Source organism: [Actinomadura] parvosata subsp. kistnae (genome assembly GCF_900323885.1).
Taxonomy (GTDB): domain Bacteria; phylum Actinomycetota; class Actinomycetes; order Streptosporangiales; family Streptosporangiaceae; genus Nonomuraea; species Nonomuraea composti.
On the sequence record NZ_OOHJ01000018.1, the window covers coordinates 3,530,036 to 3,555,292 of the forward strand.

Genomic DNA, 25,257 nt, shown 5'->3' on the forward strand with positions numbered 1-25,257 from the left:
CACCCCTGAACGAAATGGCCCGCCTCCCGGCAGGGAGACGGGCCACCGGTGTGGGTCAGGCCTTGGCCTTGGGGGTGCGGGGCTTCTTGACCGGCTCGGCGACGGGCGGCTCGGCGGCCTCCGACACCTCTTCGAGCTCGAGGGCGGCGGTGCCGCTCGCCTGGCTGACGACCTTGCGGCCGCGCGTGGCGAAGTCCTCGTAGACCTCGGTGGCCTTGAGCGTGAGCTGGTCGGCGTACTCGCGGGCCTTCTCGGGCAGGTCGCGGGCGAAGCCCTCGGCCTTGTCGGCGTACTCGCGGGCCTTGACCGGCAGGTCCTTGGCGAGGTCGGAGCGGCGCGACTGCAGCTTCTGGAGCTGCTCGGGCAGCTCGCGCAGCTTCTCGACGGCGTAGTCGCCGACGCCGGCGACGGCGTAGAACGGCTTGGACTCGGTGAGCTTCTTGACCTCGGTGGCCAGCGTCATGGGTTAACCTTCCTTGGTTTCCTGGGTGACGTCTCCGTTGCGTGAGGTCGCCGCATAGGGCTCAAGAGCGGCGAGAAACTCCTCGGGCAGCGGCCCGTCGTCCGGATCGGAGTCATGCCGGGGGCGGGCATTCTGGGAGGTCTGCTCGTCCTCGGCGTGCTTCTCCTTGCGGAACGACTCGTAAATGTCGATCAGCACTTGGCGTTGCCGCTCGCTGAGATGCGCGTCGGCCCTGATCGCGGTGATCACGTCGCTGGGCGGCTCGCGGTCCTCGATGAGACCCGCCTGCACGTAGAGCGCCTGCGAGGAGATCCGCAGACCCTTGGCGATCTGGTTGAGGATCTCCGCGCTCGGCTTGCGCAGGCCGCGCTCGATCTGGCTCAGGTAGGGGTTGGAGACCCCTGCCGCCGCGGCGAGCTGGCGCAGCGAGATCTTCGCCTGCTGCCGCTGCTCGCGGATGTATTCACCGATCGAGCCGACTTTGGGTAGTGCCATACCTGTAGTCTGCCCCGTGGTGCTTGCAATTGCAAACGGGGCGGTTAACGCCAGCAAGCATCAGAGCTGGATAACCCACAGGAACGGGGCAGCGGTGACCAACGTCACAGAAAGCGCGATGAAGCCGTAGCGCACCGACGCGGCCAGCTCGGGAGCCGGCTTGATCAGGCGATCGACCCTGGCCATGACGTTCTGGACGTGCACGCCGAGCATGCCGTGCGGCGTCGGCATGGCCCCCGCGCTGCCGAACCTGAGCAGCGCCGTGGCCAGCCGCCGCGGCGAGCAGTAGCGCCGGGCCCGGTCGTCGGCCGCCATCTCGACCAGCAGCTCGACCTGCGCCTGCGCGTCGGCCACCACCTTCGACCACGGCAGCGCCCGGCGCAGCGCGGCGAACGGCAGCAGCACCAGGTCGTGGCGCTCGCGTACGTGAGCGGCCTCGTGCGCGAGGACGGCGGTCAGCTCGTCCTCCGACAGCAGCTTGAGCGCGCCCTCGCTGACCACGACCTGCGAGCGCAGGCCCGGCACGCAATAGGCGGCGGCGCTGGGATGCGCCAGCACCCGCACGCCGGGCACGCCCGGGTCGTCGTGGGAGATCAGCGCGAGCAGCATGCGGTGCCTGCGGCGGGCGCGCAACGCCTGCACGCCCGCGGTGAGCAGCACCGCGATCAGCACCGCCAGCGCGGTCAGCCCCGCGATCAGGGCCAGCACGTGCAGCGGGTCCCACGCCTGCGCGGGCGTCTCGCCCTGCGCGAACGCGATCAGACCGGGCAGCACCCCCGCGTCGTACGGCTGCACGGCGAAGGCGAGCATCGCGCCCGTGGTGGCCAGCCCCCAGCACACGCCGAGTGACTGCCAGAGAATGATGGCCAGCCGGGGGGCCCGTGAGGTCCACCGGGCCGTCGTGAAACGCCAGGAGCCAACCGCGCACGCCGTGGCGAGCGCTGCCAGCGCCGCTGCCGTGATCACTCTTCCTCCAGCTCCGTAAGGGCTCTGCGCAGGATCTCCGCCTCCGTGCCCGACACGGCCTGGGCGAAGCGGGTCAGGGCGGCGGAGCGGTCGCCCGTCAGGTCCAACGCCTCCAGCATAAGCTCCGCGATGTACGCGTCGCGGCTTTCCGCCGGTTGGTACCGCCATGCGCGCCCGTCGCGGGTGCGCTCGAGGAAGCCCTTGCGGGTGAGGCGGTCGAGAACGGTCATGACCGTGGTGGGGGCCAGGTCGCGGTCGGCAATCAGCCTGCCGACCTCGCGGGCGGTCAGCGCGTTGCTCTCCGCCCAGAGGATGTCCATGATGCTGCGTTCAAGCTCGCCGAGACCCTTCACGTCCTTCAGGGTAGCTCTACAACGCGTCGAGCTGGCAAACGGGGCGGGCGATTGCGAGGTGTCACCGCGGGGTCGCTGTCCGATTTGTAGGGATGGGAGTTTTTTATGGAGTTTTATCCGGGCGGGTAAAGCGGCAATGTGATGACCTTGTATGGAGGCGGCGCTTTCGGGCGTTTCTTGAGTGCTTCTTGAAGTCGTTGCAGACTCGTGTCGGTTGTCCGTCTATGCCGCTGTTTGTGAGCATGGCCAGTATGAGGATCAATGCGCTGACACGTGCCCTTGTGCTGTCGGCGGGAATTACCGGAATTCATTGTGCCCTGCCGGATTCCGCTTGTGATGCGGCCGTGCTGATGGCCGGCGCGGTGTCCTCCGGGCGGACGACCCGGGGATTTCTTGACGCGCCTTTCCGCGCTCGGGCGGTGCATCCCGTGCCGGAGGGCGGATTGCGGGGGACCGTCCGGTTGCTGACGCCGCACGTGGATCCGGTTCCTGACGCCGGTACGCCGGTGGCCGCCGCCGACCAGCCGGCGCAGGGTGACGAGACCGGGCATCCGCATCCCCATCCGCCGCATCCGGGCAAGCCCGGGCCGAGAGGCGCGCGCGGGCCCGCCGGGCCTCCTGGAAAGCCGGGCCCGGCCGGGAAGCCGGGCCCACCCGGGAAAATGGGCCCGCCCGGAAAAATGGGCCCGCCTGGGAAGATGGGACCTCCTGGAAAAATCGGGCCCACAGGGAAGCCCGGACCGCCCGGGAAGATGGGGCCGCCCGGAAAGACCGGCGCGCCCGGAAGGCCCGGCATGCCGGGAAAGCCGGGAGCGCCGGGCAAGGTCGGGCCGCAAGGGCCACGAGGTTATCCGGGCCCGGCCGGAGAGGCGGGCCCTCCTGGAAGGCCGGGCGACCCCGGGCGCGAGGGCGAGCGCGGCCCGCGCGGTGAGCCGGGCCCGCCGGGACGCAAGGGCGATCCCGGTGCGACGGGCCCCAAGGGGGACCCGGGGCGGACGGGCCGGCCGGGCGACCCAGGCCCGCCCGGCCCTGCTGGACCCAAAGGCGACCCCGGCCCGGCCGGGGCGCCGGGCCCGAAGGGCGATCCTGGGGCGCGCGGCTGGAAGGGCGATCCAGGGCCGCCCGGCCCGGCCGGCCCCAAGGGCGATCCAGGCCCGCCCGGATGGAAGGGCGACCCTGGCCCGCCCGGCGTGCCCGGGCCGAAGGGTGATCCAGGCCCGGCCGGCCCGAAGGGCGATCCAGGGCCGCGCGGTGCGGTGGGGCCGAAGGGCGATCCGGGGCCGCCCGGCGGCATCGGACTGAAGGGCGATCCGGGCCCGCCCGGACCCACCGGGCCGAAGGGGGACCCGGGACCTCCCGGGCTGAAAGGGGACCCGGGCGCGGCGGGCGCGCCTGGCCCGAAGGGCGACCCAGGCCCGCCCGGAGCCACCGGCCCGCAGGGGCCTCCCGGCCGTGACGGTGCTCAAGGGCTCCAGGGCGTACCCGGAGTGCAGGGCCCTCCGGGTCCGCAGGGCATCCCCGGCCGCAACGGGGCCACCGGCGAGCGGGGGCCGACCGGCCCCAGAGGCGTCGCCGGCCCTGCCGGACCCGTGGGCAGGACGGGACCGGCAGGACGGACCGGGGCGACCGGCGCGAGAGGGCCTGCGGGCCCGATCGGAAGAACCGGGCCCGCCGGCCCCGTGGGCAGGACGGGTGCCGTAGGCCCCCGAGGAGCGACCGGGCCACAAGGCCCGAAGGGTGACACGGGATCGGCGGGACCCATCGGAAACAGAGGACCGGCGGGCCCCAGAGGCCCGGCGGGTCCGGCGGGACCGGTGGGGCGTACCGGGTCGACCGGGAAGGCCGGCCCCAGGGGCCCGGCCGGCCCGGCAGGTCCCGTAGGGCCGACAGGGAAGACGGGAGCGACCGGGAAGGCGGGACCCAGAGGTCCGGCGGGCCCGGCAGGGCCGATGGGACCGACAGGAAAGACGGGCCCCATGGGAAAGACGGGCCCCATCGGCAAGACCGGCCCGAAGGGCGACCGGGGGCCGGTCGGCCCGCACGGGCCCGCGCCCACGCTGAAGCTCATGGCCAAGCGCGGACCGGAGGTGTACGTGCACGCGCACCACTCCGTCCGCGTGACGGGCGGGTCCTGCCCGGCGGGCAGCGTCCCGATCTCCGGCGGCTACGACTGGCACGGGACGCACGTGAACGCCTCGATCGTCGAGAGCCTGGCCGCCGGCAACAAGTGGCAGATGATGTTCACCAACCACAGCGGCAAGGGCGACGACGTCTCCGTCATCACCCAGTGCCTGACGGGCAAATGAGGTCACGGCCTGGCAACCTGGCAGGGTGAAGCTCACGCTCGTCCAAGGAGACATCACCCAGCAGCGGGCCGACGCCATCGTCAACGCCGCCAACTCCTCCCTCATGGGAGGCGGCGGCGTCGACGGCGCCATCCACCGCAGGGGCGGCCCCGAGATCCTTGAGGAGTGCAGGAAGCTGCGCGCCGGCCAGTACGGCAAGGGCCTGCCGACCGGCCGGGCCGTGGCCACGACGGCCGGCCGGCTGCCCGCCCGGTGGGTCATCCACACGGTCGGCCCCGTCCACTCCAGGTCGGAGGACCGCTCGGCGCTGCTGGCCTCCTGCTACACCGAGTCGCTGCGCGTCGCCGACACGCTGGGCGCCGCCTCGGTGGCGTTCCCCGCGATCTCGACCGGCATCTACGGCTGGCCGATGGACGACGCCGCCCGGATCGCCCTGGAGGCGGTCAGGCAGGCCGACACGGCCGTGACCGAGGTGCGGTTCGTGCTGTTCGACGCGGCCGCGTACGCCACGTTCGAGGCGCGCCTCTGAATGTCGGGGCGCGCCTCGAACCGGGTCAGGTCAGGGCGCCCAGGGTGGCGCGACGGCCCAGGTGACGTCCTGGTCGTAGCTCGCGGCGGCGTCGAAGGCGTGCGCGCCGCCCGGCACCGCGATGTGGACGGCCTCGGCGTAGTGCCTGACGGCGTGGCCGGCGATGTTGTACGACGCCAGCGTCACCCCGGTGCCCCCGGCCCTGGGCGGCTGGGCGCAGAACGTGGCGTCCTGGTCGAACAGGGTCGTGCCGTCGCGGGCGTCCTTGCGTACCCGGAAGTCGGCGTGCCGCAGGTAGTGGCCGGGGAAGTTGCGTGACTCGAAGGAGTAGCAGCTGCCCTCCGCCAGCCCGCGCCGCACGTAGAACGTGGCGTCCTCCTTGAGGAGCTGCGCGCTCGCGGCGGTCACCACGTCCGTGCGGGCCAGGCCGTCCTGGTGGCGCAGGTAGCGGTCGGTGTAGCCGGGCGTGGTGACCCGCAGCGACTGCGCCGCCCCCACGGTCAGGTCGGCGCCGCTGCGCCACCACGGCGTGTCGGGCAGCCAGGTGACGTCGGCGGCGAACGACGTGGCGGTGTCCCAGGCGTTGGGGCCGCCGCTGCGCGCGATGTAGACGGCGTCGTTGTAGTGGCGCAGGTAGGCGCCGGGCTGGTTGAGCGCCTCCAGGGACACGCCGGTGCCGGCCTGCGGCGCGCGGGCGCAGAACGTGGCGTCCTGGTCGAACAGGGCCGTGCCGTCGCGGGCGTCCTTGCGTACCCGGGAATCGGCGTGCCGCAGGTAGTGGCCGGGGAAGTTGCGTGACTCGAAGGAGAAGCACGTGGCGTTCGCCAGGCCCTGGCGCACCCGGAACGTGGCGTCCAGCTTCAGCGTGTCCGCGCTGCCCGCGGTGACGACGTCGGTGCGGGCCAGGCCGTCCTGGTGGCGCAGGAAGCGGCCGGTGTGGCCGGGGGTGGTGACGCGCAGCGAGACGAGGCCGCCCGCCGTCAGGCCGGTCGCGGACCTGATCACCGAGAGGTTGACCGTGCGGACGCGGCCGGCGTCGACCTTCAGCACCCGGCGGTCGTACGTCCATAGGCCGTTGACCTCGTTCTCCACGTCGGTCGGCTGGGTGTAGACGGCGGCGGACAGGCCGTTGTCCACGATGAGCGGCTTGAGCTGCTCGTTGATGGAGACGTAGCGGTCGGTCAGCGCGGTCGCGTTCGCGGTCATCTCGTACGCGAAGCCGGTGCCGGGCCACTGGTGACCGGGGCTGAGCAGGCCGAGCCCGCCGAACTCGCCGAGCACCGCCACCCTGCTCGCGCTGGGCCGCTGCGGCGTGCCGGGGCCGACGTAGATGTGGTCGTCCACGACGTCGCCGTTGCCGCCGTCGAAGCCGCAGCAGTTGGAGCCGGAGTTGTTGTTGACCAGGCGGCTCGGGTCCCAGCTCTTGACCAGGTCGGCGATGCGGGCGGGGTCGTACTCGCCCCAGCCCTCGTTGAACGGCACCCACTGCACGATCGAGGTGAACCCGCGCAGGTGGTCCACCACGCGGCGCAGCTCGCTCTCGAAGTTGGCGCGGTCGGAGGCGGACGGGGTGACGCCGGTGCGCATCGACGGCATGTCCTGCCAGACCATGAGGCCGAGCCGGTCGGCCCAGTAGTACCAGCGGGCCGGCTCGACCTTGACGTGCTTGCGCACCGTGTTGAAGCCGAGCGCCTTCTGCTGCTCCAGGTCGAAGCGCAGGGCCGCGTCCGTGGGGGCGGTGGAGATGCCGTCGGGCCAGTAGCCCTGGTCGAGGGTGCCGAGCTGGAAGACGAACCGGCCGTTCAGCGTGGGGCGCAGCACGCCGCCGACCATCGCCTTGCCCACCGACCTCATGCCGAAGTAGCCGGTCACGACGTCGCCGCCGCCGGTGCCGGTCAGCGTGACGCGCAGGTCGTACAGGAAGGGGTCGTCGGGGGTCCACAGGCGGGCGTTCGGGACCGGGACCCGCAGATGGGCGCCGATCGCGCCGGTGGCGGTGCCGACCACGTTGCCGCCGGTCATGACCTCGGCCCGCACCTGCTGCCCCGAGGCGCCGGACGCCTGCACGACCAGGTCGAGCTGCCCCGCCGCGACGTCGGGGGTGGTGTCGAGGCGGGTGATGCTCGCGGCGTTGACCGGCTCCATCCAGACGGTCTGCCAGATGCCGGAGTGCGCGGTGTAGAAGATGCCGCCGGGGGAGCGGCGCTGCTTGCCGATGGGGGCGCCGGCCGCGTCCACGGGAGCGTACACGCCGACGATGAGCTCGTTCGAGCCGCCGCGCAGGGCCGGGGTGATGTCGAGGCTGAACGGGTCGTAGCCGCCGGTGTGGGTGCCGACCGCGGTGCCGTTCACCCACACCCGCGTCTCCCAGCTGACCGCGCCGAAGTTGAGCCGCACGCGCCGGCCCGACCAGCCGGCGGGCACGGTGAACGTCCTGCGGTACCACATGCGGTCCTCGTGCCGCTGGATCCGCGAAAGTCCGGATTCGATCGGGTACGGGACCAGCACCTGCTCGGCGAGGTTCTGCCCCGTCGGTGGCGTGGTGAGGGAGCCGGTCGGGGCGAACTGCCACAGGCCGTTGAGGCTCTGCCAGTCCGGACGGACGAGCTGGGGCCTCGGGTACTCCGGCAGCGCGTTGTCCGGCGTGACCTCGGCGGTCCACGGGGTGGTGAGCGGGGGCGCGGCCAGCGCCTCCTGGACGGGTAAGGCGACGACTGCTCCTGAGAGGACCAGGACCGCGGCGAGGCGGCGGGTCCAGCCTGAGAATCTGCTCATCTCGGCTCCTTGACGAGGACCGTGCCCGACTTCCCCCGACAGGTTGCGACCGAACTTGAACGAGTCGGATCGCACTGTGACCATATAACGGAGATCGAGTGAGCGAAATAGACCACTTATTGAGGAGCCACGGCTGCCCACGGGAGGGTGAGCTCGCCGAGCCGCCACCGGGCCGGTCCGCCCAGCGGCGGATGCGCCGGGATCGGCCAGGTCCTGGCCAGCACGCCGATCGCGGCCAGCCACCGCTGCCGCCGCCCGTGCGCCCCATACGGGGCGCTGACCGCCCAGGCGCGGTCGAAGTCGCTCAGGAACGCATGAATCCGCTCACCCGGCACGTTCCGGTGAATGAGGGTCTTCGGCAGCCGGTCGGCCAGGTCGGAAGGCCGCTCGAAAGCCCCGAACCGGGCGGAGAACGTGATGGTCCGCGGCCCCTCCCGGGTGAGCCCCACCCAGACCGCCCGCCGCCCGTTCTCCGAGCAGGTGCCCTCCACCAGCACGCCGTGCGGGGCCAGCCGGCCCGTCAGCGCCTCCCAGTAGCGCCACGCCTCGTCCTCGCCGTACTGACGCAGCACGTTGAAGGCCCGCACCAGCGCCGGCGGGCGCGGGACCGGCAGCTCGAAGCCGCCGAGCCGGAAGCTCAGCCCCTCCCGCTCGTACGGCTTGGCGAGCGCCACCCTGGCCGGGTCGATCTCGATGCCCACGACCTCCACCCCCGGCGACACCCGGCGCAACCGGGTGAACAGCTCCAGCGTCGTCGTGTGCGAGGCGCCGTAGCCGAGGTCCACCACCAGCGGCCGGGCCTCGCCGCGCAGCAGCGGGCCGTGCACGGCGGCGATCCAGCGGTCGCAGCGCCGCAGCCGGTTGTGGCCGGTCGTGCCCCGGGTAATCGACCCGACCGGTCTAGCCACTGACGCGGTGCACCTTGTGCTGCGCGGCCTGGGCACGGGGGCGGATGACCATGCGGTCGATGTTCACGTGGGCGGGGCGCGTCACGGCCCAGGCGATCGCGTCGGCGACGTCGTCGGCCGTCAGCGGGCCCGGCACGCCCTCGTACACGCGGGCCGCCGCCTCCTCGTCGCCGCGGAACCGGGTGACCGCGAACCCCTCCGTCTGCACCATCCCCGGCGCGATCTCGACGATCCGCACCGGCTGCCCCACCAGCTCAAGGCGCAGGGTCTCGGCCATGGTGCGCTGGGCGTGCTTGGCCGCGACGTAGCCGCCCCCGCCCTCGTACGCGCCGTGGCCGGCCGTCGAGGTCAGCATCACCAGCACGCCGTCGCCCGACTCGACGAGTTTGGGGATCAACGCCTGGGTCATGCGTAGGGAGCCGAGCACGTTCACGTCGTACATCCGCTGCCAGTCGTCCAGCCGGGCATCGGCCACCTGCTCCAGGCCCAGCGCGCCGCCGGCGTTGTTGACCAGCACGTCACAACGCTCAAGGCCGGCGGCCAGGGCGTCCACCGACTCCTGAGAGGTCACATCCAGCGTCACCGGCGTGATCGAGGGCACCTCCGCGGCCAGCTTGCCCAGCCGGTCGCGGCGCCGGGCGCCCGCGACGACGTCGTATCCCTCGGCGGCGAGGCGCCGCGCGGTCGCCTCTCCGATCCCGCTGCTCGCACCGGTCACCACAGCCGTCTTCCGCATGCTCCACATCCTAGGAGGTGCGCCCTCGTACCCCTGGTTGTGACCTTCTGTCGGGAATGTCGAAAAAATCGGGATAGTTGTATTCCGTCTGGAGGTGGTGTCGAGTGAGGCACTTCGAGGTCTTCTTGGGAGTTCTCCTCGGGGCTCTCTTCGGAGTTCGTTTCGGGGTTCGTTTCGGGGTTCGTTTCGGAGGTGAAGCCGGGTGAGGCGACGACGGGTCAGCCGGGTCGCGACCATCAGCATGCACACGTCACCGCTGGACCAGCCCGGGACGGGCGACGCCGGCGGCATGAACGTGTACATCGTCGAGTCCGCCAAACGCCTGGCCCAGCTCGGGGTGGAGGTGGAGATCTTCACCCGGGCCACCGCCCGCGACCTGCCACCCGTGGCCGAGCTCGCCCCCGGCGTCCTCGTCCGCCACCTCACCGCCGGGCCGTACGAGGAGATGGACCGCGCCGACCTGCCCGCCCAGCTCTGCGCGTTCCTCTCGGAGGTCCTGCGCACCGAGGCCATGTACGACCCCGGCCGCTACGACGTCATCCACTCCCACTACTGGCTGTCCGGCCAGGTCGGCTGGCTGGCCAAGGAACGCTGGGGCGTCCCCCTCGTCCACACCATGCACACCATGGCCAAGGTCAAGAACCTCCTCCTCGCCCAGGGCGACAAGCCGGAGCCCCAGGCACGCGTGGTCGGCGAGCAGCAGGTCGTCGACATCGCCGACCGCCTCGTCGCCAACACCGCCGACGAGGCCCGCGAGCTCATCGACCTGTACGGCGCCCCCGAGCAACGCGTCGCCGTCGTCAACCCCGGCGTCAACCTCACCCTCTTCCAGCCCGCCTCCCAAGGCGCCGCCCGCCACCGGCTCGGCCTGCCCCAGGACGCCCACGTCCTGCTGTTCGTCGGCCGCATCCAGCCGCTCAAAGCCCCCGACGTGCTGCTCCGCGCCGCCTCCAGGATGCTCATCGACGACCCCTCGCTGCGCTCCCGCCTCGTCGTCGCCTGCGTCGGCGGCCCCTCAGGCAACGGCCTGGCCCGCCCCTCCCTGCTCACCGACCTCGCCGCCGAACTCGGCATCCCCGACGTCGTCCGCCTCGTACCCCCCGCCCCCCAGGAAGAGCTGGCCGACTGGTACCGCGCCGCGGACGTCACCGTCGTCCCCTCCTACAGCGAGTCGTTCGGCCTCGTCGCACTCGAATCACAGGCGTGCGGCACCCCCGTCGCCGCAGCCGCCGTCGGCGGGCTGCGCACCGCCGTCCGCGACGGCGTCTCCGGCCTGCTCGTCAACGGCCACGACCCCGCCCAATGGGCCCAGGTGCTGCGCCGCTTCATCACCGAGCCCCGCTGGCGCGACCAGCTCTCCCAGGGCGCCCGCGCCCACGCCACCGCCTTCGGCTGGCAGGCCACCGCCTCCCAGCTCGTCCAGGTGTACGCCGGCGCCCTCGCCCACCTCCACCAGGTGCCCGTGGCCGTCTCCTGACCCGTGGCCGTCTCCTGACCCGTGGCCCGGTCTCCTATTGTGGTCGGCATGCGCGATGTCGTCGAAGCCGCGCTCAAGGCCGCGGACGTCTCCTACGACGAGCCGCGGCCCGGAGCGTTCCTCGCCAAACTGCCCGGACAGCACAAGCTCGCCACCATGACCTGGCTCATCGTGGGCGAGCGCGTCCTGCACGTCGAAGCCTTCTTCTGCCGCCAGCCCGACGAGAACCACACCGAGTTCTACCGCTGGCTCCTCGGCAAGAACGGCTCCATGTACGGAGTGTCCTTCTCCCTCGATCCCGTGGGCGACGTCTACCTGGTGGGACGCATGCCGCTGACCGCCGTGACCGAGGAGGAGATCGACCGGCTGCTGGGGTGCGTGCTCACGTACTCGGACGAATGGTTCGACCGGGCGCTGGAGCTGGGCTTCGCCTCGTCGATACGGCGGGAATGGGCCTGGCGGGCCAAGCGGGGGGAATCCCTCGCGAACCTCCAGGCGTTCGCCCGCTTCGCCGACCCGGACGCCTCCTAACGTTCAGACCGATCGTTTTCCGACCCCTCGTCCCCTCTACTTCGACCGACGCCCTCGGAGCTCTTCCCCTCTCCGCACCCCGACGCCCTCACGGTCCTTCCTCCTCCATCTTTGTGCTCTTCTCCCCGCCGCCCCCCGCGATCCTCCTCCCGTCCCCGACCCTCGCGATCTTCCCCTTCCGCCCCCGCGATGCCCGCCCGCCTCCACTCTCGGGATCTTCCCCTTCGGCACCGGCGATGCTTGCCGCCTCGGCCCTCGGGATCTTCCCCGTCCGCATCGGCGATGCTTGCCTGCCCCGGACCCTCGGGGTCTTCCCCTTCGGCGCCGGCGATGCTTGCCCGCCTCGTCCCTCGGGGTCTTCCCCGTCCGCATCGGCGATGCTTGCTCGCCCCGGACCCTCGCGATCTTCACCCTCCGTCCCTCAATGTCCCCGTAGCCCTTCACCTCCTGCCTCCCATGCCTCCTCATGGCGCGAAGAAATCGCGCCCGCATGCCCCGTAGCACGGAAGAAGGCACGCCGGCTGCACTTATCCGAGGCGGGGACCCACACCAGCATTCCCGCCAATACCAGCCACCCACCCCTCAGGGGCGAGGCCCGCACCCGCGGTTGCGTCCAAACCATAGGATTGGCCCCATGGCGACTTTGGTGCTGCTAAGGCACGGCGAGAGTGACTGGAACGCGAAGGGCCTGTTCACCGGCTGGGTGGACGTGAGCCTCTCGGCCAAGGGCGAGGACGAGGCCCGCCGCGGCGGCAAGCTCCTCCAGGAAGCCGGGCTGCGCCCGGACGTCGTCCACACCAGCCTCCTCACCAGGGCCATCCAGACGGCCCAGCTGGCGTTGGCGGAAGCGGACCTGCTCTGGCTCCCGGTGAAGCGCAGCTGGCGGCTCAACGAGCGCCACTACGGCGCCCTCCAGGGCAAGAACAAGGCCCAGACCAGGGAGGAGTTCGGCAACGAGCAGTTCATGCTGTGGCGGCGCTCGTACGACGTCCCGCCGCCCCCTATCGCCGACGACGACGAATACTCCCAGGCCGGCGACCCCCGCTACGCCCTCCTCCCGCCGGAGCTCATGCCCCGCACGGAATGCCTGAAGGACGTGGTGGAGCGCATGCTCCCGTACTGGTACGACGAGATCGTCCCCGACCTCGCGGCCGGCCGCACCGTCCTCGTCGCCGCCCACGGCAACTCCCTGCGCGCCCTGGTCAAGCACCTCGACGGCATCAGCGACGACGACATCGCCGGCCTCAACATCCCGACCGGCATCCCCCTCCTGTACGACCTCGACACCGACTACCGTCCAACGGTCCGCGGCGGCACGTACCTGGACCCGGAGGCCGCCAAGGCCGCCATCGAAGCCGTAGCCAACCAGGGCCGCTAACAACACCCAATTGCTCGGTCTTCACTGGGGACGCTCCGCGCGCGGGGCTTCAGTCAGCGCTGTGTGGGGGGCACGGCCCCCCACACCCCAGCTCCAACTGCTCGGTCTTCACAAGGGGCGCTCCGCGCGCAGGGCTTCAGACAGCGCTCTGTGGGGGCCCGCCCCCACACCCCCAGCGAGGGTCCTGCCGGCCCCTCGCGCTCCCCGGCCCTCGACCACCCGCAAGAGCCAGTCCTGAGCGCGAGCCTGACCCAGCCCCCAAACCCGATGGGGCATCTGGCTCCACCAGAACTGGACCCACCTCTCCTGCTATGAGCGCGCGCCCGAGCTCGTGATGTGTGAGAACACATCGGTGGGACCGGAAGCGGCCCGCCCATCCTGCTCTGGCAAACAGTCGGTGCCTTCCCAATGTCCCTCTGAGATCGTCTCCCCGGCTCAGACGTGCTCCATCACGATCACCCCACTCGTATCAGGATCAAGCGCAGTGAAGACGTGCGCCGCATCACCCGGATAAGCCAGATAATCCCCAGGCCCCAACTCCACCGGCTCGTCCACCGGCCCCGCCAGCGCCCGCCCCGCCCCGATCACGAGATGCTCGACCGTGCCCGGCATGTGCGGCTCCGATCGCCGCGACTCGCCCGGCTGCGCCTCGATCCTGTAGAGATCGCGCCGCGCCCCCGGTGGGCTGGAGGCGAGCAGGGTGGCGGTGTAGTTGGCCTGGCCGGAGTGGGCGGCCGGCCCCTCGCCGGCGCGGATCAGCCGCACCGCCGGTCGCGGTGGATCCACCAGCCGGCTGAACGGCACGCCCAACGTGACTCCCAGCGCCCATAGCGTCTCCAGGCTCGGGTTCCCGGTGCCCGCTTCGAGCTGGGACAGCGTGGACTTGGCCAGTCCCGAGCGTTTCGCCAGCTCGCTCAGCGACATCCCGGCCCGCTCACGTTCACGCCTGATGGCCGCCGCCATCCGGTCGAAGGGAGGTCTGTTCTCGGCCACTGTTCGCTCCACACTGCCAGTCGTTCGATTTGACGAACACCCACTCGTTGTTCATCATAGCGGTCAAGCGTACCGACATACCGAACAGCGGAGGGACACATGCGCGACCCGGAACGGCAGGCGCGACCGCCCGACGCCATCGACCACGACACCTCCGAGCACGGCCGGCCCGCCACCCTGCCTGCCCATGACCAGCCGGCCGCCCTACCGGCCTATGACGAGCCGGCCGCCCTACCGGCCTATGACGAGCCGGCCGCCCTACCGGCCTATGACGAGCCGGCCGCCCTACCGGCCTATGACGAGCCGGCCGCCCTACCGACGCATGACCAGTCGGCGGCCCGGCCTACACATGGCCAGTCGGCGGCCCGGCCTACGCATGGCCAGTCGGCCGCCCTGCCTACGCACGCCCGAGCCGTCACCCCGCCCGCACACATGCACCATCTGGGCATCCTCGCGCACAGCACCGAAGGCGCCGCGCTGAGCTTCCTGTCCTTCTGCCAGGAGGGATTCCGGCGGCTCGGCGAGCATGACCACCCCGACGTGACCCTCGACTACATCCCGTTCGGCCGCAGCATGGCGGCCTGGGACGCGGGCGATCACGACACGGTGCGCAAGACGCTCGCCGTGAGCGTGGACCGCCTCAGCCGAGCCGGCGCGGAGTTCTTCATCTGTCCCGACAACACCGCCCACCTCGCGCTCGAACGTCCAGGCCCAGCCCTCGCCCTCCCCGGCCTGCACATCGCCGAGGTGGTGGCCGAGCAGGCCGCCCGAGACGGCCGCACTCGCGTGGGCGTGCTGGGCACCTCCTACACGATGGAGGGCCCGGTGTATCCCCGCGCGCTCGGCGCCCGGGGAATTGCCGCCGAGATACCAGACCCCGGCGAGCGTGAGGTGGTCAACAGGATCATCTTCGACGAGCTGGTCAACGGTGTGTTCACCGAGGACTCACGCGCCGCCTACATCAAGATCATCGAACGGCTGGCCGCCCGGGGCTGCGATGCCGTGGCTCTGGTCTGCACCGAGATCCCCCTCCTCATCGCCCCCGAACACTCACCGCTCCCCACCCTCGACTCGACCCGCCTCCTGTCGGCCGCCGCATACGAAGCAGCCGCCGGCCTGCGACCGTTCCCGTCTTGGCGCGGCGGCGCGGAGGGGCTGGCGAGCTGAGATGAGCATCAGGCACCCGATCCCCGGCGTCGAGGCGAATCCTCGCCAACCTCAACCATTTGCCGTTGGTCCACTCGTGGCAAAGGGGAGCGGTAGAGGCCAAGCATCGCCGGCTCGACCGCTCGCCATCGATCCGTCCGTGGCCGATGGGAGCGGTAGAGGTGAAGCGTCACTGGCCTCGACCGCTCGCCATCAATCTATCCGTGGCCGATGGGAGCACCATCGGCCACGAGCTCGTTCCGTTGGTTACCAGTCGATCGCGCGGGCGAGCGCCGTCGCCCCGTTGCCTGGCGCCAGCGGCGTGGTCAGCATGACCGGCGCCTGCGCCATGAACCGGGGCTCGGTGCCGAGGTGCTCCTGGGCGGCGTGCACGGCGAACGGATGCACCACGTACGCATCCCCCGGACTACCCGTGGCCAGCGCCACCGGCCGATCCTGGCCCGTCTCGTCGAAGAGCGGCCCCATCTGCATGGGGTCGCGCACCTCCTCGGTGAGCACCTTGGCCAGATCCCGCTGCGATCCGACGCGAATCCTGGTCGGAGCGTCATCCGGACCGACCTCGGAGAACAACACCAGCAGCAGGAGCGTGGCAGGACGCCCGCTCACTCCCCAGGTGCCGTCCGGACGCTGGGTGTTGGCGTCGACATGCCACCCGCGATCCTCGGCTGGAGGCACCCGGGGGAAGCGGATCGGCATGTTGCCCACGCTGCCGCGCCGCTGCCAGCCTCCCGGCCCGGCGACGGCATCGAGTGCCGCGTGCAGTCGCGGGCTGTTCACGAACTCCCCGAACGGCCCCTCACCGGTCAGATCGGCCGTCCACACGACCGGTTGTGTCCATCCGGAGGGATCATCAGGTGACAGGCCGATGCGCTGCCACAGCAAGGCCCTGGCCTCGTCCCCGACCTCGCGCGGCACTACCTGCTCCACCTTGACGAAGCCGTCGGCGATGAACTGCTGCACATCAACGCTCTGCATGCCCAGCACGCTATCGACGCTGTCCACTGCTTTTCGGGCGGCGGGGCGAGGGCGGCGCATGCCCCATGCGTGAAGGCACGACGTCGCACAGAAGCCCCAGGTCGCCGGACACCTGGCCGCCTGACAAGGCAGGCGAATCAGGATGTACGCAGTGGCCGAAGCCCCGCCCGCACCTCGGCGGCGTACAAGCCCGGCTGCTCCCAAGCCGCGAAGTGGCCGCCCTCGGCCGCCTCATGGAAGTAGACGAGGTTGTGGTACGCCTGCTCCGTCCAACTGCGCGGGGCCTGATAGACCTCGCCAGGAAAGACGCTGACGGCGAACGGGGCGGAGATGTCGGCGGCGTTGGTGATGCGGATCGTGTTCTCCCAGTAGAAGCGGCTCGCCGACACGCCGGTGTTGGTCAGCCAGTAGATCGTGACGTTGTCCAGCACGTCGTCCCTGGTCAGGTGCTCGTGGTTGCCGCGAAGGGCGGAGACGATGGCCGCCGCGGGCTGGTCGGCGCCGTCGCCGTGGTCGAGCAGCCAGGACGCCAGGCTGACCGGCGAATCGGCCATGCCGTACAGAGTCTGGGGGCGGGTGTTCATCATGCCGTAGTAGGCGAAGTGTTTCGCGGTCAGGGTGGCCAGCTGCACGTACGCGCGTCGCTCGTCCGCGGAGAGACCAGGCGGCGGCGGGTCGCCGAGCTGCATGGCCCGCGCGATGTCGGGCGGCACGGTCCCGGGCAGGTTGGTGTGCACGCCGAGCAGCTCCGGCGGTGCCTCGCGCGCCATCGCCAGGTTGATCGCGGCCCCGATGTCGCCGCCGGCGGCCACGAAGCGCGGATACCCGAGGCGCTTCATCAGCGTCACCCACGCCTTCGCGATGCGGACGGGGCCCCAGCCGGTCTCGGCGGGCCGCTCGGAGAACCCGTAGCCCGGCACCGAGGGGATCACCAGGTGGAAGGCGTCCGCGGCGCTCGCACCGTACGCCGTGGGGTCGGTCAGCGGCTTGATGATCTTCAGCTGCTCGAACACCGAGCCGGGCCACCCGTGGGTGACGATCAGAGGCAACGCGTTCGCGTGTTTCGATCGGACGTGGACGAAGTGGATGTCCAGCCCGTCGACCTGGGTCACGAACTGGGGCAGGGCGTTCAGTTTCGCCTCGCCCTTGCGCCAGTCGTACTGCCTGGCCCAGTAGGACGTGACCTCTCGCATGAGGGCGAGAGGTACGCCTTGGGAGGTGTCGGCCACGGTCTCCCGGTCGGGCCAGCGAGTCGCCGTCAGACGACGGCGGAGTTTCGCGAGCTCCCTGCCCGGGACACTGACGCGGAATGGGCGCACGCCAGGGTCGTCCACCTTCACGCCCGCGCCCGCGCCCGCACCCGCGCGTGCCTTCACGGTCGTGCTCACGTCTGCCTTTGTGCTCACGTCTGCCTTCGTGCTCACGTCTGCCTTCGTGCTCCCGTTGGTGCTCGTGCTCGTGCTGGACGCCACGCTCGCCGAGGCGGCGGTGGTGGTGAGTTCGATGGCGGCAAGTTCAGCGGCGGCGACGGTCATCGCCGCGTTGCGCAAGAAGCGACGGCGATCATGGCCGGTTTCGTCGGACATGTTCCCTCCTTCGTCAGGTCCGGCAGCGGCGCCGGCACCCGACTGGCGCGATCTTCTGGCGGCATCGTGACCACATCGGCAGGCGGCGCGTCCTCTGCTCGGGGGCCGGCCTCCGTTCGGGCTCGGGGTGCCGACCTCCGTTCGGGGGACATCTGCTGGTGGGCGTCATGTCCTTATCGGTCTGGGGTGTCTTGTGCTCGCGGGGGGGGGCGGCTCTGGGCTGGCGCGTTTCTCGGCGAGGGTCGTGAACGCGCTGACCGAGGCCCGTGTGCCGCTCGAACGTGCTGGCCCGGGAGCCGTCCGTCGCTCGAACGTGCTGGCCCGGGAGCTGTGTGCCGCTCGGACGTGCTGGCCCGGGGTCCGTCCGTCGCTCGAACGTGCCGGGCCGGGGCCCCGTCCCGCCATCGCAGAGGTGGGCCCCGGGGTGAGGGCTCAGGTCGGAAGCTCAGTGCCGGCCTGTTCGGCGATCATGTAGGTGGCGTACCAGGTGGGCCAGTCGGCGTCCGGTTCGCCGGTGCGTTTCTCGTGCTCGCCGTGGGCGGTCTCGGCTCTGCGCAGGGCGCTCGCGAGTTCGGTGACGGAGCTGTACGAGGCCGGGGCGGGGTCGACGCGGCCGGGGAGCCGGGAGGTGATCTCCTGCAGCCGCCAGGTGTTGCCGTCGGGGTCCCTGAACGAGGCTTGCGAGCGGTAGCTGCCGCGGCCGGGATCCAGGCCGGGGATCCTGCCCTGCGGGCCGATGTGGAAGATCTCGTCCACCTCGACACCCGCCGCGAGCAGGGCGTCTCTGGCGGCCTCGATGTCGGAGACGACCAGGATGGCCGTGGCCGAGCCGGGCGGTGCCGGGGTGAGGTGCTCGCCGAACTGCACCGAGCAGGCCGAGCCGGGCGGCGTGAGCTGCACCCCGCCCGGAGGAGCCCACGCCGGCACGGCGTCCGAACGCCAGCCGAGCCGGCCGTAGAACTCCTTGGCCCGTTCGACGTCCGAGACGGGGACGACCACCACCTCGATCCTCTGATCGGCGCTGCCGAGGCGTGCATCTGCGGTGCTCATCGCGGCCTCCTTGAGGACGGTCTCGCCAGGGGTTCTGTCGCGGCTCTCCCAGTTGCGGTTGTTTGCGGCTGATCGTGGTGCCGTGGCCCGTGCTCAAGGCACCGCTGGACGGTGGAGTCGGGTGGGGAAGTCGCCGCCCGGATGGCGGGTGTAGATCTGGTCGGCGGTGTCGGCGAGGACGAGCACGTCAGAGAGGACGAGCACGTCGGAATCGCTCATGAGAGCCGCCCCACGCCGGTGAATTCGGGAGCCGTGCTCAGCGCGGCCTCCTGGGACAAAGCCGGACTCCGCGCCGTCTGCCGTCGTCAGTGTGCTCCCGCCGGCGACGGCTGGCAACCAGGCGCAGGCTGCGCAAGCCCGGCATCCCGGTCCCAGACCAGCTCGGCTCAGCTCAGCTCGGCTCAGTGTGCCGCGCTGCCGCCGCCTCCACCGAACGGGGCACTTCACCTGAGCAGGAGGACCGGTGCTGGGCGAACAGCCGCACCAGGCCTCACTCCGCGGGACGCGGCTGGACGATCATGCGGGCGGCTTCGGAACGTGCCCACGTGAGTCCTGCGGGTGGCGTTGCCTAGGCTCGACGAGTGTGGATCTCAGCCCCGTTGTCTTCGCTGACCGGCCGGACCTGCACGAGCAGGCGGACACGATCTTCAGCGCCGACTGGCCGGAGTTCATCTTTCATGACCCGGTCGCCGACCAGTACCTCGATCGCGTACGGGAGTACTTCAGGCAGCTGAGTCTGCTGCTCCTCGATGACGACGGCCGGATAGCGGCCGGGGGGTGGGGTGTTGCCCTGCGGTGGGACGGCAGCGTCGGCGGCCTGCCGGGTGGTTACGATGACGCGCTGCGACAAGCGGTCGAGCTGCGTGAAGCGGGCGGGGAAGCGGACACCCTGGTCATCGGCGCGGCTCAGGTGCGGTCCGACTTGCAGGGGCAGGGGGTGGCGGCGGCCATGGTGCGGCAGCTTGCCGACGCGGGCGTGCGGGCGGGGCTGGTGCGGGTGATCGTGCCGGTGCGGCCCGCGCTCAAGGCGCGGTACCCGCTGACGCCGATGGCGCGCTTCATGGCCTGGACGCGGCCGGACGGCTTGCCGCTGGATCCGTGGCTGCGTACGCACCGCCGGATGGGTGCTCGCCTGCTGGGCCCGGCGGAGCGGTCCATGGTCATGTGTGGCTCTGTCGCGGAGTGGGAGGAGTGGGCCGGGATGCCTCTTCCCGACTCGGGTCCTTATGTGGTGGCAGGCGCGCTGGCTCCCGTCGAGGTGGACCGGGAGCGGGATGTCGGTGTGCTCGCGGAGCCGAACGTGTGGGTCCGGCACCGCTGAGGCGGCCTCTGTCGTTCAGGGGTCAATGGGCGGCTGATGGAGGGTGGTGATGCCGGTGAGCACGAGGTTGATGCCGGTGAGGAACTGCTCGCGGTCGTCGTGCTCGCGCATCTGGTCGGCGATGGCGCGCATGAACGGGTACTCGTCCGGGTCGAGATCGCGCCAGGCCTTGGAGGCGGTGGCGAGGAACTCGGCCCGGCCGGCTTCGGTCCGGGTGGCGGTTTCGTCGCTCTGTGAGGTCTGGGCGGTCGCGCCGAGGAGGTAGTGGACCAGGGTCGAGGTCGTGGTGAACCAGTCGGCTTCGGGGACGCCGAGGGTGCTGACGGGGCGGCCGATGCTTTCGAAGATCCGCAGCGTGACCGGGCCCCAGGGGTTGCGGGTGATCTGCAGGGCGAGCTGGGCGGCGAGCCAGGGGTGCTCGGCGACCGCGTCGAACAGGCCGAGGGCGATGGCGCGGATCTCGTCCTGAGGTGTGGCCGCGGCTCGGTCGGGTTGGGTGGTTGCGGCTCGGTCGGGATGGGTGGTTGCCGCTTCGTTGGGTTCGGTGGTTGCCGCTTCATCGCGAGGCGTGGTCAGGGCGGCGGTGATGACGGCGTCGGCCGCGGCGACCAGGAGCTCGTCCATGTTGCCGATGTGCCAGTAGATCGCGCCCGGGCCGGTGCCCAGGCGGGTCGTCAGCGCGCGGACCGTCAGGGCGCCGTCTCCCGACGAGTCCAGCAGCTCGACGGCGGTCTCGACGATGCGTTCCCGGGTGAGCATCTGCCTGCGTCGCTGGGATGGGCGGGTCCTGGTGGCCATGGCCGACATTCTGGCATGGCTTGGAGCGACGTTCCAGTATGGAGTACTGTTCCATTGATGGAGCGGTGCTCCATAAGGCCGTTCCGGCGGTCGTCCTGAGTGAAGGAGGCTCGACGTGTATGACGTGGTGATCGTGGGGGCGGGGCCGGTGGGGTTGTTCCTGGCCGGGGAGCTCGCATTGGCGGACTGCTCCGTCCTCGTGCTGGAGCGGGACGCGGAGGAGACCTCGCCGTGGAAGGAGCTGCCGCTGGGGCTTCGGGGCCTGAACGTCGGATCGGTCGAGGCGTTCTATCGCCGCGGGATGCTCGACGAGCTGCTGCAAGCATCGGGCGCCGACAAGGAGCAGGTGGGCGCGGCGCCCGAGGTGCGGGAGGCGCCCGCTCCCCGGGGCGTCACTCACTTCGCGGGCATGCTGCTCGACCCGGCCCACATCGACACCGGCGCTCTCCCGTTCCGGCTGCCCAGCCCCGCGATGGAGGCCATCATGACCAGCATCGACGCGGTCGGGACGGTCCTGGCCGCGCGGGCGGCCAGGCTCGGCGTGCGGATCCTGCGCGGCGCTCCCGTCGAGGCTGTGACACAGGACGGAGACACCGTCGTGGCGCGGGCCGGCGGGCGCGAGCACCGGGCGCGCTGGCTCGTGGGCTGCGACGGCGGACGCAGCACGGTACGCAACCTCGGCGGCTTCGACTTCGTCGGCACCGAGCCGCTGTTCACCGGGTACTCCGCCCGCGTCACCTTCGCCGACCCGCACGAGCTGGACATGGGCTTCACCTGGACGCCGACCGGCATGTACATGCGCGCGCCCTTCGAGGGATACCTCGGCATGATGGACTTCGACGGCGGCGCCTTCGACCGCTCCCAGCCGCTGACCCGCGAGCACCTCCAGACCGTCCTGCGCCGCGTCTCCGGCACCGACGCGACCCTCACCGAGGTCCACCTCGCCTCCAGCTTCACCGACCGCGCGATGCAGGCCACGACCTACCGCGACGGCCGCGTCCTGCTCGCCGGCGACGCCGCCCACATCCACTCCCCGCTCGGCGGCCAGGGCCTCAACCTCGGCATCGGCGACGCCATGAACCTCGGCTGGAAACTCGCCGCCACCATCCACGGCACCGCGCCCGCCGGCCTGCTCGACACGTACACCACCGAACGCCACCCCGTCGGCGCGGCCATACTCGACTGGTCCCGCGCCCAGGTCGCCACCATGAACCCCGGCCCCAACACCCCCGCCCTGCGCCGCCTGATCCACGATCTGCTCACCACCCGCGACGGGACCACCCACGTGTTCCGCAGCACGTCCGGGCTGTTCCACCGCTACGACCTGGGCAGCGACCAGCCCCTCATCGGTCACACCGCCCCCGACTTCCGGCTGGCCGACGGCACCCGGCTCGGGGACCTGCTTCAGGACGGGCAGGGCGTCGCGCTCGACTTCACCAGCCGGCAGCTCCTGCACGACGCGGCGCTGAGCTGGAAGGGGCGGATCCGGTACGCGGGCGGGCCGGCGAGCGACGACCTCGGGTTCGGCGCCCTGCTGGTCCGGCCGGACGGCGTCGTCGCCTGGGCAGGTGACCATGACCCCGATCGGGAGGCGTTCCAGGAGGCCGCGACCCGCTGGTTCGGCGCCCCGACACCCTGACACTCCGCCTCAGGTCCGGTCGGTACGCGACGGGCGCGCGAGACCGCGTCCCGAATCCACGGCAGAAAGGAACGTCCATTGTTCAGTGAGAGCCCCGCCCAGTCCGAGCTGAACAAGGAGGTGGTCCGCCGCTTCTACGAAGCCGTGCTCCGCGTGCCCGGCGGCCCGGACTTCGCCACGATCAAGGAGCTGGCCGACGAGCAGGAGGTCGAGCTCAACTGGGGGCATCCCGACAGCGGCGTCCACAGGGGCGCCGCCATCGGGCCGGCGCGGCACCGGATGCACGAGCTGACCGGGCTGGACATCCGGGCCATCAGCATCGACGAGCTCATCGCCGACGGCCCCACCCGCGTGGTCGTCGTGGCGACCAACAGCGGCACCGACGTGCACGGCAATCCGTGGCGGATGACCGTTCTGGAGCTGGTCGACGTGATCCATGGCAAGATCACCAAGAAGCGGTCGTTCTACCAGGACACGGCGCTCCTCCGGGACATCGCGCTCGAACGCGAGGCGGCCCTCGCCCGGCAGGCCGGGGAGGCTTGAACCGGCAGGCGGCGGACGTGGCCGGGACGGCGCCGGGGCGGGAGGGGGTCGGGGCGACTCGCGTCATCGCCCCGGACGGCCGGATCGTCGCCGAGCCGGGCGGACGGGCGGTGCCGGAGCTGGTCGTGGCCGAGATCGAGGTGGGCAGCGAGTCGATGCTCGCCCGATGGGACGTGCGCCGGAACCCGGCGATCTTCCGGCGGTGGCAGGAGAGCCAGTCATGAGGCGGGCCGGCCTCGCGACAAAGGCCGGCCCCCACAGGGCCGGCCCCGCAGCCAAGGCCGGCCCGCCGCAGGATCGGCCTCGCAGTAAAGGCCGGCGGCGCGGTCCTATGGGGTCGGGTAGTCCGTGATGTAGATGGGGGTGCCGACCTTGGTGGTGTCGGCGGCGTCGCCGGTGCCGTTGACGACGTGGTCGATGACGCCGGCGCTGAGGTTGACGGTCATGATGTGGTGCAGGCGCACCCCCGCCCGCCGCGGCACCTCGAACCCGTTCTCCGTGTGGATCTGCGGGTTGTTCTGGTTGAACACGTACACGCCGCCCCCGTACAGCCGGTGCCGGCGGACGCGGTCGCCGACCTTGTAGCCGGCCCAGCCCTCGACGGCGCCGTTCATCCAGTCGGCCTGGGTGGGCGGGTCGTAGGGGAGCTCGTTCTGGTAGAGGATGGTGGTGCCGTCGTCGCCGTTCCAGATCGTGTTGTACTGCTGGAAGTGCTCGACGAACAGGCCGGTCGCGGTGACGTGGTCGCCGTTGATGAGGGCGCCGTTGCGGCCCAGGTTGGTGTTCCAGCGCTGGGTGTCGTTGAGCCCTTCGACGCCGTGGTCGGCCCGCCACACCCAGGTGTGGTCGATGAGCACGTGGTCGCTGTTGACTTCGAGGGCGACGTCCGTGCTGCCGGGGTGCGGGCCGCCGACGCGGAAGTACACGTCGGACAGGGTCGTCGGGTTGTCGGGCGAGCCGTGGTGCTGCCCGTGGCGCTTGCCGACGCGCAGCAGCACGGGCGACTTGTCGGGCCCGGCGTCGATGGTGACGCCGGCGACGACGACGCCGGGCACGTCGGCCACGTCGAGCGGGACGGCGCCGCGGGCGGCGGTGAGGGTGGCGTGGCCGAGGCCGAGGACGACGGTGCCGGGCCGCTTGACCTCGATGCTGCGGGCGACGTCGTACACGCCGGGGGTGAGCAGCAGGTTCTTGCCGCGGGCGAGCTGCCGGTTGATGTCCTGCACGGAGTCGGACGGCTTGGCGACGTAGAAGTCGGTGAGAGGCACGCTGCGGCCGGGGGTGAGGCCGTCGGACCAGGTGACGCCGCGGGTGTCCCTCCTGGCGGCGGGCACGCGGACGGTGTACCTGCCGCGCGCGTCGGTGTACAGGTAGGGCTTCTCGCGGCTGACGGGGGTGGTGTCGAGGGTGGTGTACGGCGGGCTGGGGAAGCCGGTCTCGGCCGGGGCGCCGACGACGCCGGAGAAGACCTGGTTCCAGACGCCGTTCGACCAGCCGGCGACCTCGCTGTTGCGGGTCAGCCACTGCTGCTGGGAGCCGTTCGTGACGGACGGGAGGCGGGAGTCGGCGATGAAGCCGCCGCTGGCGTACTGGGGGCCGGCGGTGCAGTAGTCCATCAGGGAGAGGGTGCCGCCGGTGACGTTGAGCCGGCGAAGGGAGACCGCTTGGGAGACGGCCCAGAAGTTCGCGGAGGAGCGGCAGCCGTCCTGGCCGGCGGCGTTGATGGTGATGGACAGGTTGGACAGCGTGCGCCAGAAGTTGACGAGCGCGAGGCAGTTGCTCGTGCCGCCGTCGGCGAGGCAGCGGTTGTAGACCTCGACCTTGCCGTTGATGACGACGTCGGTGGGGGAGGCGCCGAGGCCGGCGATCTCGGTGTAGTAGCCGACCTTGATCTGGAGCGGCTGCTCGGCGGTGCCGTACGTGCCGGGTTTGAACAGGTAGGCGTGGCGGTTGGTGCCCATCTCGTCGTCGACCTGGGCGGCGTGGGCGGCGTCGAGGGTGGCCTGGATGTCGGCGACCGGCATGCTCGGGTCGAAGACGGTGACGTTCGGGCCGAGGTCCGGTGCGGTGCTGGCGGAGGCGGGGGCCGCCGATAAGGGTGACAGAACGGTGGCGGCCAACAGGGCGGTCAACAGGGCGGTCAACAGCGCGCGGCCGTAGCGCGGCGCCCGGCCGCCTGGGGGCTGGGTCGTCGTCATGGCGGGCCGTCCCTTCCATGGAGAAACCCATCCGAGAGAGCGCTCTCTCGGATGGGGAGGGGCTGGGGTC

General features: G+C 71.3%; 25 protein-coding genes. 11 read left to right on the forward strand and 14 right to left on the reverse strand.

Annotated features, from left to right (window positions below; all coding sequences use genetic code 11):
• Positions 1-55 precede the first annotated feature (55 nt).
• Genes KIS93_RS36770 through KIS93_RS36785 form a run of 4 tightly spaced genes read right to left on the reverse strand, consistent with a single transcriptional unit; the run spans position 56 to position 2,277 of the window.
• Positions 56-463 carry a hypothetical protein gene (locus KIS93_RS36770; protein WP_080043349.1) on the reverse strand — a complete coding sequence of 136 codons (408 nt, stop codon included), beginning with the start codon at positions 461-463 and terminating at the stop codon, positions 56-58.
• 3 nt (positions 464-466) lie between these two features.
• A complete protein-coding gene (locus KIS93_RS36775; protein WP_080043348.1) occupies positions 467-958 on the reverse strand; it encodes a helix-turn-helix domain-containing protein in 492 nt (163 codons plus the stop codon).
• A gap of 60 nt (positions 959-1,018) precedes the next feature.
• Positions 1,019-1,924 carry a M56 family metallopeptidase gene (locus tag KIS93_RS36780; RefSeq protein WP_080043347.1) on the reverse strand — a complete coding sequence of 302 codons (906 nt, stop codon included), beginning with the start codon at positions 1,922-1,924 and terminating at the stop codon, positions 1,019-1,021.
• Positions 1,921-2,277 carry a BlaI/MecI/CopY family transcriptional regulator gene (locus KIS93_RS36785; protein WP_080043346.1) on the reverse strand — a complete coding sequence of 119 codons (357 nt, stop codon included), beginning with the start codon at positions 2,275-2,277 and terminating at the stop codon, positions 1,921-1,923. The genes KIS93_RS36780 and KIS93_RS36785 overlap by 4 nt, the downstream gene beginning before the upstream one ends.
• 1,976 nt (positions 2,278-4,253) lie before the next feature.
• Here KIS93_RS36785 and KIS93_RS67720 point away from each other — a divergent pair.
• Entirely contained in the window at positions 4,254-4,583 is a 330-nt protein-coding gene (locus KIS93_RS67720; protein WP_222107711.1) for a hypothetical protein, read from the forward strand.
• Between the two features lie 25 nt (positions 4,584-4,608).
• On the forward strand, positions 4,609-5,112 hold the full coding sequence (locus KIS93_RS36795) for an O-acetyl-ADP-ribose deacetylase (RefSeq protein ID WP_080043345.1): 504 nt from the start codon (positions 4,609-4,611) through the stop codon (positions 5,110-5,112).
• A 30-nt stretch (positions 5,113-5,142) separates the two neighbouring features.
• On the opposite strand, the gene KIS93_RS36800 is transcribed toward KIS93_RS36795, so the two are convergent.
• The 3 genes from KIS93_RS36800 to KIS93_RS36810 all read right to left on the reverse strand — a co-directional run bounded on the left by KIS93_RS36800 (position 5,143) and on the right by KIS93_RS36810 (position 9,531).
• Complete coding sequence (locus tag KIS93_RS36800; protein ID WP_080043344.1) at positions 5,143-7,887, reverse strand: AbfB domain-containing protein; 2,745 nt, start codon at positions 7,885-7,887, stop codon at positions 5,143-5,145.
• A 116-nt stretch (positions 7,888-8,003) separates the two neighbouring features.
• Complete coding sequence (locus KIS93_RS36805) at positions 8,004-8,795, reverse strand: SAM-dependent methyltransferase (RefSeq protein ID WP_080043343.1); 792 nt, start codon at positions 8,793-8,795, stop codon at positions 8,004-8,006.
• Complete coding sequence (locus KIS93_RS36810) at positions 8,788-9,531, reverse strand: SDR family NAD(P)-dependent oxidoreductase (protein ID WP_080043342.1); 744 nt, start codon at positions 9,529-9,531, stop codon at positions 8,788-8,790. Before KIS93_RS36810 ends, KIS93_RS36805 begins: the two co-directional genes overlap by 8 nt.
• Before the next feature lie 202 nt (positions 9,532-9,733).
• Here KIS93_RS36810 and mshA point away from each other — a divergent pair, with 202 nt between their 5' ends.
• The 3 genes from mshA (at position 9,734) to KIS93_RS36825 (ending at position 12,917) form a co-directional block, all read left to right on the forward strand.
• Positions 9,734-11,008: a D-inositol-3-phosphate glycosyltransferase gene (gene mshA, locus KIS93_RS36815; RefSeq protein ID WP_268966903.1), complete on the forward strand. Its 1,275-nt coding sequence runs from the start codon at positions 9,734-9,736 to the stop codon at positions 11,006-11,008.
• A gap of 48 nt (positions 11,009-11,056) precedes the next feature.
• Positions 11,057-11,539 (forward strand): type III secretion system chaperone family protein, encoded by a 483-nt coding sequence (locus KIS93_RS36820; RefSeq protein ID WP_080047297.1) that lies wholly within the window; start codon positions 11,057-11,059, stop codon positions 11,537-11,539.
• A gap of 634 nt (positions 11,540-12,173) precedes the next feature.
• Positions 12,174-12,917: a phosphoglyceromutase gene (locus KIS93_RS36825; RefSeq protein ID WP_080043340.1), complete on the forward strand. Its 744-nt coding sequence runs from the start codon at positions 12,174-12,176 to the stop codon at positions 12,915-12,917.
• 435 nt (positions 12,918-13,352) lie between these two features.
• On the opposite strand, the gene KIS93_RS36830 is transcribed toward KIS93_RS36825, so the two are convergent.
• Positions 13,353-13,880, reverse strand: a complete 528-nt coding sequence (locus KIS93_RS36830; RefSeq protein WP_186404614.1) for a helix-turn-helix domain-containing protein — start codon at positions 13,878-13,880, stop codon at positions 13,353-13,355.
• Positions 13,881-14,009: 129 nt separating this feature from the next.
• On the opposite strand from KIS93_RS36830, the gene KIS93_RS36835 reads away from it, so the two are divergent.
• Entirely contained in the window at positions 14,010-15,077 is a 1,068-nt protein-coding gene (locus tag KIS93_RS36835; RefSeq protein WP_230465627.1) for an aspartate/glutamate racemase family protein, read from the forward strand.
• A gap of 246 nt (positions 15,078-15,323) precedes the next feature.
• Here KIS93_RS36835 and KIS93_RS36840 read toward each other — a convergent pair whose 3' ends face one another.
• Together KIS93_RS36840 and KIS93_RS36845 are read right to left on the reverse strand one after the other, a co-directional pair.
• Positions 15,324-16,052, reverse strand: a complete 729-nt coding sequence (locus KIS93_RS36840) for a phytanoyl-CoA dioxygenase family protein (RefSeq protein WP_080047296.1) — start codon at positions 16,050-16,052, stop codon at positions 15,324-15,326.
• Positions 16,053-16,189: 137 nt separating this feature from the next.
• Complete coding sequence (locus tag KIS93_RS36845; RefSeq protein WP_222107712.1) at positions 16,190-17,440, reverse strand: epoxide hydrolase family protein; 1,251 nt, start codon at positions 17,438-17,440, stop codon at positions 16,190-16,192.
• Here KIS93_RS36845 and KIS93_RS63710 point away from each other — a divergent pair.
• On the forward strand, positions 17,433-17,708 hold the full coding sequence (locus tag KIS93_RS63710; RefSeq protein WP_222107713.1) for a hypothetical protein: 276 nt from the start codon (positions 17,433-17,435) through the stop codon (positions 17,706-17,708). The two genes, KIS93_RS36845 and KIS93_RS63710, sit on opposite strands and share 8 nt — an antisense overlap.
• A gap of 362 nt (positions 17,709-18,070) precedes the next feature.
• Here the strand turns inward: KIS93_RS63710 and KIS93_RS36850 are convergent, their stop codons facing one another.
• Together KIS93_RS36850 and KIS93_RS67725 are read right to left on the reverse strand one after the other, a co-directional pair.
• On the reverse strand, positions 18,071-18,688 hold the full coding sequence (locus KIS93_RS36850) for a VOC family protein (protein WP_080043336.1): 618 nt from the start codon (positions 18,686-18,688) through the stop codon (positions 18,071-18,073).
• A 93-nt stretch (positions 18,689-18,781) separates the two neighbouring features.
• Positions 18,782-18,907 carry a hypothetical protein gene (locus KIS93_RS67725; RefSeq protein ID WP_268966902.1) on the reverse strand — a complete coding sequence of 42 codons (126 nt, stop codon included), beginning with the start codon at positions 18,905-18,907 and terminating at the stop codon, positions 18,782-18,784.
• Between the two features lie 364 nt (positions 18,908-19,271).
• On the opposite strand from KIS93_RS67725, the gene KIS93_RS36855 reads away from it, so the two are divergent.
• Positions 19,272-20,009: a hypothetical protein gene (locus KIS93_RS36855; protein ID WP_080043335.1), complete on the forward strand. Its 738-nt coding sequence runs from the start codon at positions 19,272-19,274 to the stop codon at positions 20,007-20,009.
• Between the two features lie 15 nt (positions 20,010-20,024).
• On the opposite strand, the gene KIS93_RS36860 is transcribed toward KIS93_RS36855, so the two are convergent.
• A complete protein-coding gene (locus tag KIS93_RS36860) occupies positions 20,025-20,807 on the reverse strand; it encodes a TetR/AcrR family transcriptional regulator (protein WP_080047295.1) in 783 nt (260 codons plus the stop codon).
• Positions 20,808-20,922: 115 nt separating this feature from the next.
• On the opposite strand from KIS93_RS36860, the gene KIS93_RS36865 reads away from it, so the two are divergent.
• The 3 genes from KIS93_RS36865 (at position 20,923) to KIS93_RS36875 (ending at position 23,213) form a co-directional block, all read left to right on the forward strand.
• Entirely contained in the window at positions 20,923-22,446 is a 1,524-nt protein-coding gene (locus KIS93_RS36865; RefSeq protein ID WP_080043334.1) for an FAD-dependent monooxygenase, read from the forward strand.
• A gap of 78 nt (positions 22,447-22,524) precedes the next feature.
• Positions 22,525-22,989, forward strand: a complete 465-nt coding sequence (locus tag KIS93_RS36870) for a nuclear transport factor 2 family protein (RefSeq protein ID WP_080043333.1) — start codon at positions 22,525-22,527, stop codon at positions 22,987-22,989.
• Positions 22,986-23,213 (forward strand): hypothetical protein, encoded by a 228-nt coding sequence (locus tag KIS93_RS36875; protein WP_080043332.1) that lies wholly within the window; start codon positions 22,986-22,988, stop codon positions 23,211-23,213. Before KIS93_RS36870 ends, KIS93_RS36875 begins: the two co-directional genes overlap by 4 nt.
• 105 nt (positions 23,214-23,318) lie before the next feature.
• On the opposite strand, the gene KIS93_RS36880 is transcribed toward KIS93_RS36875, so the two are convergent.
• Positions 23,319-25,187 (reverse strand): adenylyl cyclase, encoded by a 1,869-nt coding sequence (locus KIS93_RS36880; RefSeq protein ID WP_080043331.1) that lies wholly within the window; start codon positions 25,185-25,187, stop codon positions 23,319-23,321.
• Positions 25,188-25,257 lie beyond the last annotated feature (70 nt).

Excerpts from the sequence above, each read along its gene's own strand:
- KIS93_RS36770 (WP_080043349.1), bottom strand. The coding sequence starts at position 463 with ATGACGCTGGCCACCGAGGTCAAGAAGCTCACCGAGTCCAAGCCGTTC.
- KIS93_RS36775 (WP_080043348.1), bottom strand. The coding sequence starts at position 958 with ATGGCACTACCCAAAGTCGGCTCGATCGGTGAATACATCCGCGAGCAG.
- KIS93_RS67720 (WP_222107711.1), top strand. The coding sequence starts at position 4,254 with ATGGGAAAGACGGGCCCCATCGGCAAGACCGGCCCGAAGGGCGACCGG.
- KIS93_RS36800 (WP_080043344.1), bottom strand. The coding sequence starts at position 7,887 with ATGAGCAGATTCTCAGGCTGGACCCGCCGCCTCGCCGCGGTCCTGGTC.
- KIS93_RS36810 (WP_080043342.1), bottom strand. The coding sequence starts at position 9,531 with ATGCGGAAGACGGCTGTGGTGACCGGTGCGAGCAGCGGGATCGGAGAG.
- KIS93_RS36820 (WP_080047297.1), top strand. The coding sequence starts at position 11,057 with ATGCGCGATGTCGTCGAAGCCGCGCTCAAGGCCGCGGACGTCTCCTAC.
- KIS93_RS36825 (WP_080043340.1), top strand. The coding sequence starts at position 12,174 with ATGGCGACTTTGGTGCTGCTAAGGCACGGCGAGAGTGACTGGAACGCG.
- KIS93_RS36830 (WP_186404614.1), bottom strand. The coding sequence starts at position 13,880 with ATGGCGGCGGCCATCAGGCGTGAACGTGAGCGGGCCGGGATGTCGCTG.
- KIS93_RS36835 (WP_230465627.1), top strand. The coding sequence starts at position 14,010 with ATGCGCGACCCGGAACGGCAGGCGCGACCGCCCGACGCCATCGACCAC.
- KIS93_RS36840 (WP_080047296.1), bottom strand. The coding sequence starts at position 16,052 with ATGCAGAGCGTTGATGTGCAGCAGTTCATCGCCGACGGCTTCGTCAAG.
- KIS93_RS36850 (WP_080043336.1), bottom strand. The coding sequence starts at position 18,688 with ATGAGCACCGCAGATGCACGCCTCGGCAGCGCCGATCAGAGGATCGAG.
- KIS93_RS67725 (WP_268966902.1), bottom strand. The coding sequence starts at position 18,907 with ATGAGCGATTCCGACGTGCTCGTCCTCTCTGACGTGCTCGTCCTCGCC.
- KIS93_RS36860 (WP_080047295.1), bottom strand. The coding sequence starts at position 20,807 with ATGGCCACCAGGACCCGCCCATCCCAGCGACGCAGGCAGATGCTCACC.
- KIS93_RS36880 (WP_080043331.1), bottom strand. The coding sequence starts at position 25,187 with ATGACGACGACCCAGCCCCCAGGCGGCCGGGCGCCGCGCTACGGCCGC.